The following is a 14,750-nucleotide window of genomic DNA, read 5'->3' as shown; positions in this document are numbered from 1 at the left end:
GGCGCCCGCCGCCGCGCGGATCGCGCCCCTCGCCCGCGGCGACGTGGCGGCCTTCGAAGCGGCCAAGACCCCGCGCCCGGCCCCGGCGCTCGCCTTCCGGGGACCGGACGGCGCCCCGACCGATCTCGAGGCGCTGCGCGGAAAACTGCTGCTCGTGAACCTGTGGGCGACGTGGTGCGCCCCCTGCAAGGCCGAGATGCCGGCCCTCGACCGGCTCGAGCGCGACCTCGGCGGCGACGGTTTCCGGGTGGTGGCGATCAATGTCGAGACGCGCAACCTCGACAAGCCCGCGGCCTGGCTCAAGAACGCCGACATCCGGCATCTCGTCTCTTACGGCGATCCGGAGGGCAAGGTGCTGCCGACGCTGCAATCGGCCCTGGGCTCGACCGGCCTGCCGACCACGGCGCTGATCGACGCGCGGGGCTGCCTGCTCGGCGTCATGAAGGGCCCGGCCGAGTGGTCGAGCCAGGATGGCCAGCGGCTGATCCGGGCCGCGCTCGGGACGGGCGCCTGATTCGGGTGGCGGGCGGGGCGCCGGGGCGGTCGAAGGCCGGCGAGGACGCGCCATGACCGCGCCCCCGCACAAGCCCGTCCGCTCCCGCCCGCGCCCTCTCTCGGCGATCCGGACCGCCCTGGCGAACGAGGCCGCGGGCGGCGTCGTGCTGATGGCGGCGGCCGCCGGCGCGCTCGCGGTAGCCAACTCGCCCTGGGCGGAGGCCTACCACCACGCCCTTCACGTCCCTCTCGGGCCCTTGAGCCTGCTGCACTGGATCAACGACGGCCTGATGGTCGTGTTCTTCCTGCTGGTGGGCCTCGAGATCAAGCGCGAGGCACTCGACGGGCAGTTGCGCCGCTGGCCCGACCGGGTGCTGCCGGGGCTCGCCGCCGGCGCCGGCATGGTGGCGCCCGCCCTCGTCTACCTCGCCTTCAATCTCGGCTCCGGCACGGCCCGGGGCTGGGCGATCCCGGCGGCGACCGACATCGCCTTCGCGCTGGGCGTGCTCGCCCTGCTGGGGTCGCGCGTCCCGGTCTCGCTCAAGATCTTCCTGTCGGCGGTGGCCATCGTCGACGACCTCGGCGCGGTGGTCGTCATCGCCCTGTTCTACACGAGCCGCCTCGATGCCGGGATGCTCGCCGGCGCCCTCGGCGTGCTCGGGCTGCTCTTCGCCCTCAACCGCTTCGGCGTGCGGGCGCTCACGCCCTATCTCGGCCTCGGCCTCGTCCTGTGGTTCCTCGTCCTGCGCTCCGGGATCCATGCCACCGTGGCGGGAGTGCTGCTCGCCCTGTTCGTGCCGATCCACCCGAGCCCGGGCCGGCCGGAGGACACGACCTCGCCCCTGCACCGGCTGGAACACGGCCTGAGCCCCTGGGTCGCCTTCGGGATCGTGCCGCTCTTCGGCTTCGCCAATGCGGGCGTCACCCTGGTCGGACTGCCGCTCGGCGCGCTCCTCGACCCCGTGACGCTGGGCGTCGCGCTTGGCCTGTTTCTCGGCAAGCAGGCCGGCATCTTCGCCGCCGTGCGCCTCGCGGTCGCCGCCGGGATCGCGGCCCGGCCGGCGGGGGCGAGCTGGGGGCAGGTCTACGGCGTGGCGCTGCTGTGTGGCATCGGCTTCACCATGAGCCTCTTCATCGGCGGGCTGGCCTTCACCGACGGCCTGCACGGGACCGAGACCAAGCTCGGCGTGCTGGGCGGCTCGCTCCTGTCGGGAATCGTCGGCGCGGTGGTGCTGATGCGGGCCCGGGGGAGGGACCAGAACGCCTGAGCGCCAGAACGTCTGAAGCCTGGCCCGGAATACCCTCCGGGCTGGGCGGACGGTGAGGGATCTCGCAAGGTTCGGACCTGTCACACGGATGTCCGCATGCGTTGCGACCGGTGCGTGCGAAGTGTAGCCCGGTTGCCATGCGGTACTATCTCGGCCTCGCAACCACCTTCCACGATCCGGCCCTGGCCCTGGTCGGGCCGGACGGTGCCGTGTTGTTCGCCGAGGCCGCCGAGCGCTTCCTGCAATACAAGCGGGCGCCGAATTGCGAGCCCGATCCCGGCACCCGCATGGGCGGCCTCCTCCAGGAGCACGTGCCGGCGGGCGCCGAACTCGTCATCGCCTCCTCCTGGGGCGGGCAGTTCGCGGATTTCCTGAAGGGTCAGGCGGCGTCCGGGGCCTTCGACCTTCCGGCGCTCGCCGCCCATCCCTCGACCCTCAACCGCTCCTTCGTGCCCGAGCGGGCCGAGCGGATCTTCATCGCCGACCTCCACGCCATGCAGGCGCGGGCGGGGAACGGCACGATCTTGGCGCTCGACAACGAAACGCGCGGCTTCGGCGGGCGGCCCCGCGCGACCATCGCCGGGCAGCGCCGCTACACCCACCACCTCGCCCACGCGGCCTACGCGCTCTGGGGCAGCCCGTTTTCGGAGGCGACCGCCCTCGTCGTCGACGGCATGGGCGAGACCGGGTCCGCGGCGATCTTCCGGCTGCGGGACGGGCGCATCGAGGAGGTGCGCCGCCACCGCGGGCGCGGCTCGGTCGGCTTCCTCTACGGGCTCGTCACGGATCTCGCCGGCTTCGACCAGATCAAGGGCGAGGAATGGAAGATCATGGGGCTCGCCCCCTATGGCCGCAGCGATCCGGTTCTGATGGACCTGCTGCGGCGCCTCTATTCCCTCGAGGACGGGCGGCTCCGCTTCGCCGACAGCGCGACCGTGCAGACGGTCGCCGCCGCGGTGCTGGCGCGGCGGCCGACGGATCTGGGCGAGCAGGGCTGGGCCGACCTCGCCCGCTGCGGCCAGGACATTTTTTCGGAGTTGATGGACGGGCTCGTGGCCGAGGCCTGGGCGCTGGCGCCCGGCGAAAACCTCGTGATCGCGGGCGGCTGCGGGCTCAACTCGTCCTATAACGGCCGCGTCCTCGCCCGCTCGGGCTTCCGGCGGCTCCACGTCCCCTCGGCGCCCGCCGATGACGGCAACGCCATCGGCGCCGCCTGGCTGGCGCTGGCCGAGGACAGACCCGACTGGACAGGCCCGAAGGCGGAGGCGCGCCCGCTCACGCCCTATCTCGGCTCGATCGTCTCGACCGAGCCCCTGGCGCGGATGGCCGCCTGGGAGCCCCGGGCCCGATGCCTCGGCTACGAGGGCGTGACGCGGGCGGCCGCCACCATCCTCGCCGAAGGCGGGCTCGTCGGCTGGGTGCAGGGGCGAGCGGAGTTCGGGCCCCGCGCGCTCGGCAACCGCTCGATCCTGGCCGATCCGCGGCCGGCCCACGCCAAGGACGCGCTCAACGCCAAGGTGAAGTACCGCGAGGCCTTCCGCCCCTTCGCGCCCTCGATCCTGGCCGAGGCCGGGCCGGACTGGTTCGAGGATTATGCGGATAGCCCCTACATGGAGCGCACGCTGGTCTGGCGCGCGGCGGTGCGGGATCGGGTGCCGGCCGTCGTCCACGCCGACGGCACCGGCCGGCTCCAGAGCGTCACGCGGGAGCGCAACCCGCGCTACGCGGCCTTGATCGCGGCCTTCGCGGACCTGTCCGGCGTGCCGATCCTGCTCAACACCAGCTTCAACGTGATGGGTAAGCCGATCCTCCACACGGCGGAGGACGCGATCCTGATGTTCACCACCACCGGCCTCGACGCCGTCGTGGTCGAGGACTGGATTCTGACGAAAGCGCCGCCGGCCTGATGTGTCGCTGCACTCCCTTCCCATCCCGAGGCGCACGGCAACGCGGGCCTCGGGATGAGGGGGAGCCGCTCGGCGGCCGGAACCGTCCGAACGGTCGAGGCGAACCCGAAGAAACTACTCGCAGACCTCGATGCTCTTGTAGGTGAACTCGATCTCGTTGAGCCACACCTTGCGCCGCTCGTAGTGGCAGATCGGGCCGCGGCGCGGCGGCGGGGCGACGTAGACCGGGCCCTCCTCGACATAGACCGGGCGGGGCGCCGGGCGCGGAGGCGGGGGCGGGGCGTTGTTGAGCAGCGCGCCGAGGGCGAGACCGCCGACGATGCCGGCGGCGGCGCCGCCGATCAGCGCGCCGTTGCGGCCGTCACGGGCCGAGGCCGGCCCGGCGGAGACGAGGGTCGCGGCGAGGAGTGCCGCGCAGACGCCCTTCCGGGCGAAAGAGACGAACGGAGCAGGCACGGATTGAAACCTCCACGGGACGTACCGTCACGCTAACCCGCGCGGGCTTAAGGATTGGCGAACGCGCCTGCCGGCCCGCGTTCAGATCACCGCGTCGAGGCTCGCCACGACGGCGCGGGGCGGCAGGTCCGGATATTCGTCGGGCGCCTCCCTGCGATTGACCCAGACCCCGTCGAGGCCGAAGGCGGCGGCCCCCGCGATGTCCCAGCGGTTCGAGGAGAAGAACAGCACCCCTTCGCGCGCCGCCCCGAGCCGGTCGAGCACGAGCTGGTAGGCGGCGGGCGCGGTCTTGAAGATGCGGGCGGGCTCGACCGAGAGCACCGCGTCGAGCCGCGCGCCGAGCCCGGACGCGGCGACCGCCCGCTCCAGCATCGCCGGGTTGCCGTTGGAGAACAGGGCGGTTGTGAGGCCCGCCGCGCGCAGGCGCTCCAGAACGCCGGCGACCTCCGCATAGGCGTCGAGGTCGCGATAGGCCTCGAGCAGCGGTTTCCGCAGGGCCTTGTCGATCGCGGGATGCTTGGCCAGGGCGACATCGAGCGCCCGCTCGGTCAGGGTCCAGAACGGTTCGTAGCGGCCCATCAGGCCGAGGACCCAGCTGTATTCGAGCTGCTTGACCCGCCACAGCTCCGACAGCGCCACCGCGTCCGGGCCGATCGCGGCGGCGTGGCGCGCCACCGCCGAATGCACGTCGAACAGGGTGCCATAGGCGTCGAAGACCGCGTGGGTCCTGCCTGCGAGGAGATCGGGACGAGCCATGCGGAGGCAGCTGGAGCGGACGCCCGCGCCGGCTACCTGCGGCGCAAGCGCACGCCGAACAGGCGCATCACGGACAGGAGCGCGCCGGCATAGGCGAGCGCCCCGGCGAGCCCGAGCAGCGCCAGCACCGCGATGTCGCGGAAATGGGGGAGGGCGGGCACGATCCGCTCGGCGAAGGGCAGGCCGTAGACGGCGAGCCCGGCGAGCAGGAGGCTCGCCACCGCCACCGCCGCCACGGTGACGAGGAGACCGCGCCCGGGCGCGGTCCAGCCCCGGCGGAGGGCGAGCGCGTAGAGCAGGCCGAGATTGATCCAGGCCCCGATGGCGGTGGCGAGGGCGAGGCCGGCGACGCCGTAGGGGCCGGTGAGCACGAGCTTGAGCGCCACGTTGACCGCGATGCCGGTGAGCGAGGCGTAGAGCGGCGTCTTGGTGTCCTGCCGGGCATAGAAGCTCGCCACCGCCGAGCGCACCAGCACCACCGCGGGAAGCGCCAGCCCGTAGGCCGCGAGCACCGCGGCCGACCGCGCGGCATCCTCCGCCGTGAAGGCGCCGCGCTGGAACAGGCCCGCCATGATGAGCCCCGGCACGGTCAGGAAGGCGATCGCGAAGGGCATCGACAGCGCGAGCGAGAACCCCGCCGCCCGGTTCTGGGCCGCGTGCGCCCCGGCGACGTCGCCTGCCGCGAGGCGACGGCTCATCTCGGGCAGGAGCACGGTGCCCGCTGCGATGGCGATGACGCCAAAGGGCAGCTGGTAGAGCCGGTCGGCGTAGTAGAGCGCTGAGACCGCGCCGACCGGCAGGAAGCTCGCGATGATGGTGTCGGCGAACGAGGCGATCTGAAACCCCGCCGAGCCGATCACCGCCGGCCCCAGCACCGTGAAGAAGCGGCGCATGTCAGGATCGCGCAGGGAGGGGCGCACCAGACGCGGCGCGTAGGCTCCGCGGCGCGCATCCCACCACACCAGGGCGAATTGCAGCACGCCCGAGACCGAGACGCCCCAGGCGGCGGCATGGGCCGCATTCGGGAACAGGAAGGCCAGCGCCAGCGCAGCCAGCATCGCGAGGTTGAGGAGCACCGGCGCCCCGGCCGCGGCGGCGAAGCGGCGATGCGCGTTCAGGATGCCGGAGAACAGGGTCACCAGCGTCATGAACAGCAGATAGGGGAAGGTGATCCGGGTCAGGCTCACGGCGAGCGCGAACCGGTCGGCATCCTCGGAGAAGCCGGGTGCCAGCGCCCGCACCACCCAGGGCATCGCCGGCAAGGCCAGCGCCAGCAGCGCCACCTGCACGAGCAGCATCAGGGTGAAGACCCGGTCGGCGAAGCGTTTCGCGGCGCCCGCTTCGCCGGCCTCCTCAAGCCGCGCATAGGCCGGCACGAAGGCGGTGTTGAAGGCGCCCTCGCCGAAGATCGCGCGGAAGTGGTTCGGCAGGCGGAAGGCGACCACGAAGGCATCGGCCATCGGCCCGGCGCCCATGACGGCGGCGGTGACCACGTCGCGGGCAAAGCCCGTGACCCGCGAGACCAGCGTCCAGCCGCCGACGGAGAGGATCGAGCGGATCATTTTTTTCGGATCTGATCCCGTGCGAGGGACGCGGCACCCGGCCGTGCCGCCGTCGTCGCGCAGTAGACCGCTCCGGAAGACGGCGACAAGGACCGCTCGGCCACGCCCCTCGGGAGATGCGCCGCCGCGGGCCCTGTCGGGCGCCGTCGATGCTGTTCTGGAAGACTTCGAACGGCGCGGGGGCCGGAGGCGCGGGCACGCCCCGTCTGCTCGGATCGCACGGAGAGGCGGCCTCGATCCGAACGGCCGCCGCGCCGGCATCGGTCGGGATGAGCGTGGCGGCGGCCCACACCGCCGCCCGCACGAACCGTTGGAGCACCGGTCGCATCCCGACGTGGCGCCGCCCGGCGAAGGGCAGGGCGGCGCGCCTCGTCAGGTGAGGCCGATCAGGCCTTCGCCTCGCCGTACAGCTTCTCGACGTATTCCCAGTTCACGAGGTTCTCGAGGAACGCCTTGAGGTAGTCGGGCCGGCGGTTGCGGTAGTCGATGTAGTAGGAGTGCTCCCATACGTCGACGCCGAGGATCGGGGTGGCGCCGTGGACCAGCGGGTTCTCGCCGTTGGGGGTCTTCAGGATGGCGAGCTTGCCGTCCTTGACCGCGAGCCATGCCCAGCCCGAGCCGAACTGGCCGACGCCGGCCTGGATGAAGTCGGTCTTGAACTTCTCGTAGCCGCCGAGATCCTCGTCGATCTTCTGGGCCAGCGCGCCCGGAGGCGTGCCGCCGCCATTGGGCTTCATCCAGTTCCAGAAGTGGAGGTGGTTGAAGTGCTGGCCGGCGTTGTTGAACAGCGCCTGATTGGTGTTGTAGCTCGCCTTGACGATCTCTTCGACGCTCTTGCCGACGAGGTCGGTGCCCTCGAGCAGCTTGTTGCCGGTGTCGACATAAGCCTTGTGGTGCTTGTCGTGGTGAAACTCGAGGGTTTCCTTCGACATATACGGGCCCAGCGCGTCATAGGCGTAGGGCAGCTCGGGCAAGGTGAAGGTCATGGGCATCTCCTGAGGGCTCAGGGCCTCGCGGGCATCGGGAAGTCGGGCGCGGAGGGGGTTTCGGCGCGCGGCCGGCGAGGCGACCGGCGGGTAGGTAAGTCGCATCCCCGGGCTCGGCAACGCCCGAGAGTCTCTCGGCACAGCCGCGGAAACGCCGGATTTCCACGCGCAGGCTCCCCACGGAATTTTGCAATGCGCGGCCCGGGGTTTATCGTCGGCTCCTCATCCGCGACAATCAGTCGAGAGTACCATGGTCGTCGCGCTGCTCGCGCTCAGTCTCATCATGATCCTCGGCGGCGTGGCCGCCGTCGTGCAGGGCTTCCCCTATGTCCGCCTGGAGAGCGGCCTCGCCATGGTGATCGGGGGATCGACCGCGGCCTCGGCCGGGGTGATCCTGCTCGGCCTGACCGCGGTGGTCGATCGCCTCCGGCGGCTCCAGGGCGCCCTGGCCCGCCTGCGAATGGACGCCCGCGACGTCGTCGCGGAATCCCGGTCGGCCCCGGCGCCAGTCGCGCCCATCGCGGTCGCCCCCCCGGCGGACCCGGCCCTGGCCGGGGCGGCGGGACTCGCGGGCCTCGGGCTCGGAAGCCTTGGCGGCCTCGGCGCCGCCCGCGCCGGCGGACGTGGCACCGAACCGGTCTTCGAGGAGCCGATGTTCCCCGAGTCTGTCCGCCCCGACTTCATGCCCTCCGAGCCCGTCCTCTCCGAATCCCCGCGCGAGAGCCGACGCGAGGTCGAGCCGCTCCTGCCGGACCTTCTGCCGGAGCCCACGCCGCGCGCCGTGGAGGACGACACGCTGTTCGTCGCCCCCCCCGCCCCGGCGGCGCCCGTCCCGGCCGCGCTCCCAGCGGAGCCCGCCGCCGAGGCGATCGGCCTGCGTCCATCCCTCGACGCGCCAGCGCCTACCCCGGAGGCCGAGCCGACCCTGACCCCGGAGGCCCCCGAAGCCGCCGCGCCGACGCCCGAAGCGCCGAAGCCGCCGGAGCGCCACGCGGTCGGCAGCTACGCCTCGGGCGCCAACACCTACGTGATGTTCTCCGACGGCTCGATCGAGGCCGATACGCCGCGGGGCCGCTTCACCTTCGAGTCGCTCGACGAGCTCAAGAGCTTCGTCAACGCGGGCGGCGAGGAAGCGCGGGGCGCCGCCTGACCGGACCGCGCCGGTCCCGGAGGCTTGCCGAGCAGGCTGCGCCTTGGGTCGGGCCTGCGCCCGATCGGGCCACGGCGCACGGCCCGAGACCGTCCGGCCGCCACGGCCGGGTGGCCGGACGGATTCGATCCATGAATGGGCAGGGGGCGTGATGGCGCGGTCGCGCCCGGGCCCCCGAGCGCAGACCGGATGCGGGCGGCCCCGGGTCGGGCGCGGCCGTCAGGCCAGCGGGTTCAGCGCCGGGTTGCGGGCCGGAAGCGGCGCGGCGAGCGTCAGGTGAAACCCCTCGGGCGGGTATTCCGTCGTGATCCGCGCCTGGACCTGGGTGGTCAGCACCCGCTGCAGCAGGCGCGAACCGAAGCCCTGGCGGGTCGGCGGGGCGACCACGGGTCCGCCGCTCTCCTGCCAGTCGAGATGGAGCGCGCCCGCCTCGAGGCCCCAGGTGATCGCGACCCGTCCGCGCCCCGTGGAGAGGGCACCGTATTTGGCGGCGTTGGTGGTGAGTTCGTGGATCGCCATGCCGATCGGCACCGCGATGTCGGAGGGCAGGTCGACCGGCGGCCCGTCGAGGACGATGCGCCGGTCGGGCGCGGTCTCGGTCTCGCTCTCGGCGTAGGGCATCAGCTCGGAGGCCAGCAGGTCGCGCAGGCTCGCGGTCTGCCACGTCGCCTCGGTGAGCACGCTATGGGTGTGGGCGAGGGACTTGATGCGGCCGACGAAGGCCTCGTGGAAGCTGTCGATGCTGGTGGCCGTGCGCGCCGTGGAGCCGACGATGGCCTGGACGGTGGCGAGCGTGTTCTTCACCCGGTGGTGCAGCTCGCGGATGAGCAGGCTGCGCCGCTCCTCGGACAGGTGACGGTCGGTCACGTCGGCGACGACGCCGATCAGGCGCCGCGGCAGCCCGCCCGCCCCGTCCCGCTCGAACTTGCCGGCCATGTCGATGGTGCGCCACGTGCCGTCGTCGTGGCGGCGGATGCGGGCGGTGGCGTGGAGGATCGCGTCCTCGCGCAGCGCCCGCGCGATCGCCTGCCGGAAGGCCGGCCGGTCCTCGGGATGCAGGATCTCCTTGAGGAAGGTCGACTTGCCGATGCTGCCCTCTTCCGGCCGCCGGCCGAACAGGGCAAACATCCGCTCGTTCTCCCAGGTCGCCCGGTCGTCGAGGACGTGCCACTCGAAGATGCCGAGATTGGCCACCGTGGTGGCGACCCGCAGGCGCTCCTCGCGCTCGGCCAGGGCGACCCGGGCCTCGACCCGGGTGGTGATGTCCTGCACCACCCCGACGACGCCGGTGGGCGTGCCGTCCTCCGACAGGAGCGTCTGACCGCGGGCGCCGATCCAGATCTCGGCATCGTCGGTCGCCCGGCGGAACCGGGTCTGGAACTCGTAAGCGTGCCGGTGGGCGATGGCATCGGACACGTTGGCGCGGATGCGCTCGGAATCGGCCGGATCGATCCGGTCGCGCATCGCCGCCCAGGTGACGGAGCGGCCCGGGGCGTAGCCGAGGATCTGCGCGGCCCGGCGCGAGAAGGCCATCTGGCCGGTGGTCAGGTCCCAGCGCCACTCGCCGAGGCCCGCCGCGGTGAGCGCGTCGCGGTTCTGCTCGGCCCGCACCAGGTCGTCGGCATCCACGAGCTCGACCACGGCGACCCGCTCGGCGCCCGCCTCCTGAGCGAGGGTGAGGCGCAGGTCGATCACGCTGCCATCCGCCCGCAGCCAGCGGCGGATGCCGGCCTCGACGCCGCGCGCCTCCCGTTCCAGAACCTCGGCGGCCGGGCGCCCGTCGAGGGCGCCGGGCTCGTAGCCGAGCCAGCGGCACAGGCAGGGATTGGCGGCCCGGATCGTGCGGCCGTCGGGCGCGAGCACGGCCAGGCCGACCGGCGCGGCATCGAAGGCCGCGCGGTACAGGCCGGGCGAAACGTCCGGCGATCGAGAACCCTGGTCCGCCCTGTCGAGCAATCCCTTCCCCGTGCAACGGCCCGCGCCGGTGCGGCAGGCGGGCGACGGCTGGTCCGCCGCGGATCGCAAGCGGAGCCGTCCGGAGGGCCGCAGCATGGCCGAGACCGCGACCGCCGACAAGGCCCGCGCCCGAGGCAAGCCCTATCTCGGGCGGCGGGTCAACAGGGCCGGCACGGCGGCAGCGAGCATCCGCCCGGCCCGGATCACCGCGCCGGCCTCGCCCGGGCCGCCCCGGGCGAGGGCCCGGAGGAGGCGCACCGGCAGGTTCACCGCGAAGGCGGCGGCGAGCACGCCCATGAGGGCGGCGCGGCCGTGATGCTTGCCCGCATAGAGCGCCTGGGCGCGCAGGAAGTAGAACAGGCGCCGGTCCTTCACCGCCTCCGTGGTGCCCTGGCCGCGATGGCGGATGACGGCCTGTGCGGCGTGGCACACGGCGAAGCCCGCCTGGCCCGCCCGGGTGCAGAGATCGGCATCCTCCCAGTAGACGAAGAAGCGCTCGTCGAAGCCGCCGAGCCGCGCGAAGAGCGGGCGGCGGATCATCAGGAAGGCCCCCATCACCGCGTCGACGGGCCGCGTCTCGGCGTGGTCCCAATCGAGCCGGAAATGCGAAGCGACCCGGCCCGGCAGCACCCGGTCGAGGAACAGGGTATGGGCGAGGAGGCTCCGACCGGTCGGCGTGCGGGCGCAGGTCCGCTGGGTGGCGCCGCTCGCGTCGACCAGCCGGGCGCCGACGATACCGGTGCGGGGGTCGGCCTCCAGCACGGCGCGGGCCGCCCCGAGGCCGGTGCGGCTCACTTCGGTATCCGGATTGAGGAACAGGATCGCGTCCGCTCTGCCCAGGGCCGCGCCCTGGTTGCAGGCGCGGGCGAAGCCGAGATTGTCGGCATTGCGCAAAACGGTGACGGCGAGGTCCGGCCGTTCCAGGCCCTCGGCGGAGCCATCGGTGGAGGCGTTGTCGACGACGACGACGCGGAGCGCCGCCGCGTCGTCACAGGCGGCGAGGCTCGCCAGACAGGCGGCGAGCTGGTCGCCCGCGTTCCAGTTGACGATCACGACGTCGAGGGACGCGCTCACGGCGGGGCATCCTCGGGCCGCCCGAGCCGGCCGCGAAGGCCGGCCGCGAAGGCCCTCAGCAGCCGGGCGAGCAGGCCCGGACGGAAGCCGTGATGGGCCCAGTAGAGGCCGATCTGGATCGGCAGATAGGCCATCTGCCGCAGCTTCCAGCGCAGCGGCACGTGGCGCAGGCGCCAGCCGAAGGCGGTGTTGCGCAGGTAGACCGCCATGCGGAACGGCGGCTGCTCGGGCATCGCCAGGGGCAGGAAGCGGGACCGGATCGTGCCGCGTCCGACGCTGTGGGGAATCGCGGTGGCGGGGTCCATCCAGCAGCTGAAGCCCCGCGCCCAGGCCCGGAAGCACCATTCGAGATCGACGGCGTCGATGAAGTAATCCTCGCGGAAGGGGCCGACATGGCGCAGGGCCGCGAGATCGACCAGCGAGCCGGAGGTCGCCAGAAACTCCACCGGCATCAGCGCGCCGCGCAGGGCGATGCCGGGGCGCAGGGGATAGCGCGGCGCCTTGTGGCCGAGCTTCGGGGCCGGCGCCGGGCCGATCGCGGCGGGCGGCGGCCCCCGGCCGACGAGACGATCCAGGGCGAGGCCGAGGGCGTGCGCCGTGTCGGGGCCGGTATCGGCATCCTGATCGAGCAGGAACAGGCGCCCGTGGCCAGCGGCTTCGGCCGAAGCGGCGAGGGCGTTGAGCGCGGCGGCGATGCCGAGATTGCGCCCCGGCCCGAGGCAGATCAGCCCGTCCGCGGCATCGAGCCGGGCCCGCGCCTCGGGAGGGATGCCGCCATTGTCGAAGACGAAGACCGGCAGGACTCCGCAAAAGCGCTCGACGATCCGGGCGACCTGCACGGTCGAGGGACGGAAGAGCACGACCGCCACGGCGGTCTCGTTCACGGGCGAAGGGTCGATGGGCGTCACGGGGGCCCCGGGGCGGTGAGGCGCCGGCCTACGGCAAGTCTTCTCCCGCAGGCAAGTCTTCTCCTGCAGGCAAGTCTTCTCCCGCAGGCAACTGTTCGCCCCCATGCAAGCGGGCGTCCCTGTCCGATCGCTCGGTTTCCGATCGCTCCGTGCGAGCCCGCCACGCCCGTGCCGATCGCGCCTACTCCACCACGAGCTTGTAGCTCCGCGCCGGCCTCGGACTGGCGCCGCGCTCCAGGCCGTTGAGGACGAGGAAGCGATCCGCGGCCCGGTCGGGCACCGCCATGTTGCGGGCGAGGCTCTCGACGGTGTCGCCGGGCGCGGCGGTCACGATCTGGAGATGGGCCGGCTTGAGGCTCGCGGCCTCCTCGGGCTCGATCGGGCGCAGGCTCTCGACCCAGCGGCGGAAGGCGGGCTCCGGATCGGTCGTGCCCTTGGCCGCCATGATCATCCGGTAGGTCGTCTCGCCCATACGGATCGCCGCGAGGCGGAAGGTCCAGTCCTTGCCGCGGGAGAGCGCGGTCACGGCCGAGCGCCCGCCGATGATGCGGTTCTCGACGGAAGAACCCTCGATCGCGTCGTTCCAGGTGGCGCGCAGCACGTCCTCCAGACCGCGGTCGCCGCTGGCCTCGACCTGATCGAACAGCAGGCGGCTCCGGCCGTCGGGGGTGGTGCCGAGGACAGCGTTGCGGGTGTTCTCGATGGCGAAGCCGTCCGGCACCTCGAAGGCGATGCGCAGGCCCGGATGCAGGAAGCGGCGGGCGCGGACCATGCCCTCGCCGGGATTGTCGCCGTAGGCGAGCCCGTCGATCGCCGCGAGGTAGCGGGCGCGCTCGTCCACGCCGAGGCCGGGCGCGCCGATGCGCCGGGCCGCCCGGGTCACCAGGGCGATGCGCTCGGTGGTGGCCGGGTGGGAGGCGAGCATGTCCGGCTCGCCCGGGCTGCCGGTGCCGGTCTTGAGCGCCATGGTGCGGGCGAGGGCTTCCAGGAAGCGGCTCGCGCCGAACGGATCGTAGCCGGCCTGGGCCAGCACCCGCACGCCGCTCGTGTCGGCCTCGAGCTCCTGCTCGCGGGAGAAGCGGGCGAGGGTGAACTTGGACTGGTTTTCCAGCTGGGCCCCGGTGACCGGATCGTTGAGCACGTCGGCCACGACCCGGCTCACGAGTTGCGAGCGCAGGGCCATCTCGGTGCGGGCGGTGGCGTGCCGCAGCGTCACGTGGGCGATCTCGTGGGCGAGCACCGCCGCCACCTCGGAGGTGTCGGAGGCGAGCGCCAGCAGGCCGCGGGTCACGTAAAGACGGCCGCTCGGCAGGGCGAAGGCGTTGACGACGGGCGAATCGAGCAGGGTGACCACATAGGCCTCGTCCGGCCGCTCGCTGGCGCGGACCAGCCGCTCGGTCACCTCCGTCAACAGTCGATGCGCCGCGGGCGCGCGGTACTCGCCGCCGAAGGAGGCGACGAGCTTGGCGTGGTCGGCATCGTCGCCCGTGCGGGCGCGGCCGGTGGTCTTGGGCGCCTGCTCCGGGACCTTGATGACCGCGGGCGTCAGCACGCTGCCGGTATGGTCGCCGGCGCAGGCCGAGAGCAGGGCCACGAGCCCGGCGGAGGCCAGGACGCCCGCGCGCCGTCCCGCACGGCGCCGCGAGGCGCCCTGTCGCGAAGATGGGTTGTGCCGATCCCCCGTCATGCCGTTCAGCGCCGCGGCGCCCGCTCCCCCTCCACGACCTCGATCGCGTCCCGGCCCACCAGATCGATGAGCGGGCTCCGTCCCGCCTCGACCGTGCCGCGGACCCGCACGAGGCGTCCCTTCAGCGTGGCCGCAGACAAACCATGTTCGGCCAGCGTCCGCCAAGTGCGTTTCTGCACGGTTACGGTGAGGCCCGTTTCGCCGCGCGGGGCGAAGTCGAGATAGGTGCGCGCCGCGCGCTCGCCGACATGCCGGATGCGCCCCTCGACGACCGCGAAGCGCCCGATCCGGGCCATCAGGGCGACGGGGTCGCGGGCATCGAGGGCAGGCGCGGCCCACAGGCCCAGACCCGCCGCGCGTGGGCCTGCTTCCAAGGCCCGCAGGGCGGGGCGGCACAGGGCGTCGGCCTCGCCCGGATCGGCATAGGCGAGCCCCGCCGCGACCAGCGCGCCGGCGAGGTCTTCGGGCTGCACGCCCTCGGCCTCGGCGAGGGCATCGACGCGGCGGCGGCCCCAGCGGTCCTCGCCGCCGCGCTCCCGAAGGAC

General features: G+C 73.0%; 13 protein-coding genes. 4 read left to right on the top strand and 9 right to left on the bottom strand.

The window, feature by feature from the left end:
- From LW587_RS22415 to LW587_RS22405, 3 genes are all read left to right on the top strand, one after another.
- Positions 1 to 514 (top strand): TlpA family protein disulfide reductase (locus LW587_RS22415; protein ID WP_232631800.1); only part of this gene is annotated, 514 nt, incomplete at its 5' end.
- A gap of 52 nt (positions 515 to 566) precedes the next feature.
- Positions 567 to 1,763, top strand: a complete 1,197-nt coding sequence (gene nhaA / locus LW587_RS22410; RefSeq protein WP_232631799.1) for a Na+/H+ antiporter NhaA — start codon at positions 567 to 569, stop codon at positions 1,761 to 1,763.
- A 137-nt stretch (positions 1,764 to 1,900) separates the two neighbouring features.
- Positions 1,901 to 3,670 carry a carbamoyltransferase family protein gene (locus LW587_RS22405; protein WP_232631798.1) on the top strand — a complete coding sequence of 590 codons (1,770 nt, stop codon included), beginning with the start codon at positions 1,901 to 1,903 and terminating at the stop codon, positions 3,668 to 3,670.
- A gap of 114 nt (positions 3,671 to 3,784) precedes the next feature.
- Here LW587_RS22405 and LW587_RS22400 read toward each other — a convergent pair whose 3' ends face one another.
- The 4 genes from LW587_RS22400 to LW587_RS22385 form a co-directional block, all read right to left on the bottom strand.
- Positions 3,785 to 4,126, bottom strand: coding sequence for a hypothetical protein (locus LW587_RS22400; protein ID WP_232631797.1), 342 nt, complete (start codon positions 4,124 to 4,126; stop codon positions 3,785 to 3,787).
- 81 nt (positions 4,127 to 4,207) lie between these two features.
- On the bottom strand, positions 4,208 to 4,882 hold the full coding sequence (locus LW587_RS22395) for a haloacid dehalogenase type II (RefSeq protein WP_232631796.1): 675 nt from the start codon (positions 4,880 to 4,882) through the stop codon (positions 4,208 to 4,210).
- A gap of 32 nt (positions 4,883 to 4,914) precedes the next feature.
- Positions 4,915 to 6,444, bottom strand: a complete 1,530-nt coding sequence (murJ, locus tag LW587_RS22390) for a murein biosynthesis integral membrane protein MurJ (RefSeq protein WP_232631795.1) — start codon at positions 6,442 to 6,444, stop codon at positions 4,915 to 4,917.
- Between the two features lie 386 nt (positions 6,445 to 6,830).
- Positions 6,831 to 7,430, bottom strand: a complete 600-nt coding sequence (locus tag LW587_RS22385) for a superoxide dismutase (RefSeq protein ID WP_232631794.1) — start codon at positions 7,428 to 7,430, stop codon at positions 6,831 to 6,833.
- A gap of 250 nt (positions 7,431 to 7,680) precedes the next feature.
- On the opposite strand from LW587_RS22385, the gene LW587_RS22380 reads away from it, so the two are divergent.
- Complete coding sequence (locus LW587_RS22380; protein ID WP_232631793.1) at positions 7,681 to 8,580, top strand: hypothetical protein; 900 nt, start codon at positions 7,681 to 7,683, stop codon at positions 8,578 to 8,580.
- Positions 8,581 to 8,799: 219 nt separating this feature from the next.
- On the opposite strand, the gene LW587_RS22375 is transcribed toward LW587_RS22380, so the two are convergent.
- From LW587_RS22375 to LW587_RS22355, 5 genes are all read right to left on the bottom strand, one after another.
- Positions 8,800 to 10,536, bottom strand: coding sequence for a sensor histidine kinase (locus tag LW587_RS22375; protein ID WP_232631792.1), 1,737 nt, complete (start codon positions 10,534 to 10,536; stop codon positions 8,800 to 8,802).
- A 141-nt stretch (positions 10,537 to 10,677) separates the two neighbouring features.
- A complete protein-coding gene (locus tag LW587_RS22370; protein WP_232631791.1) occupies positions 10,678 to 11,610 on the bottom strand; it encodes a glycosyltransferase family 2 protein in 933 nt (310 codons plus the stop codon).
- Entirely contained in the window at positions 11,607 to 12,494 is an 888-nt protein-coding gene (locus tag LW587_RS22365) for a glycosyltransferase family 2 protein (protein ID WP_232631790.1), read from the bottom strand. The genes LW587_RS22370 and LW587_RS22365 overlap by 4 nt, the downstream gene beginning before the upstream one ends.
- Positions 12,495 to 12,699: 205 nt before the next feature.
- Positions 12,700 to 14,205 carry a M48 family metalloprotease gene (locus LW587_RS22360; RefSeq protein ID WP_232631789.1) on the bottom strand — a complete coding sequence of 502 codons (1,506 nt, stop codon included), beginning with the start codon at positions 14,203 to 14,205 and terminating at the stop codon, positions 12,700 to 12,702.
- 5 nt (positions 14,206 to 14,210) lie between these two features.
- Positions 14,211 to 14,750 (bottom strand): DNA-binding protein (locus LW587_RS22355; RefSeq protein ID WP_232631788.1); only part of this gene is annotated, 540 nt, incomplete at its 5' end.

Origin of the sequence: Methylobacterium sp. Leaf118, from assembly GCF_920984675.1 — a bacterium.
Classification (GTDB): domain Bacteria; phylum Pseudomonadota; class Alphaproteobacteria; order Rhizobiales; family Beijerinckiaceae; genus Methylobacterium.
This window is presented reverse-complemented; position numbering and strand designations above follow the sequence as displayed.

Bases quoted from the DNA above. Each gene is read 5' to 3' on its own strand.
- nhaA (WP_232631799.1), top strand. From the start codon at position 567: ATGACCGCGCCCCCGCACAAGCCCGTCCGCTCCCGCCCGCGCCCTCTC.
- LW587_RS22405 (WP_232631798.1), top strand. From the start codon at position 1,901: ATGCGGTACTATCTCGGCCTCGCAACCACCTTCCACGATCCGGCCCTG.
- LW587_RS22395 (WP_232631796.1), bottom strand. From the start codon at position 4,882: ATGGCTCGTCCCGATCTCCTCGCAGGCAGGACCCACGCGGTCTTCGAC.
- murJ (WP_232631795.1), bottom strand. From the start codon at position 6,444: ATGATCCGCTCGATCCTCTCCGTCGGCGGCTGGACGCTGGTCTCGCGG.
- LW587_RS22385 (WP_232631794.1), bottom strand. From the start codon at position 7,430: ATGACCTTCACCTTGCCCGAGCTGCCCTACGCCTATGACGCGCTGGGC.
- LW587_RS22380 (WP_232631793.1), top strand. From the start codon at position 7,681: ATGGTCGTCGCGCTGCTCGCGCTCAGTCTCATCATGATCCTCGGCGGC.
- LW587_RS22360 (WP_232631789.1), bottom strand. From the start codon at position 14,205: ATGACGGGGGATCGGCACAACCCATCTTCGCGACAGGGCGCCTCGCGG.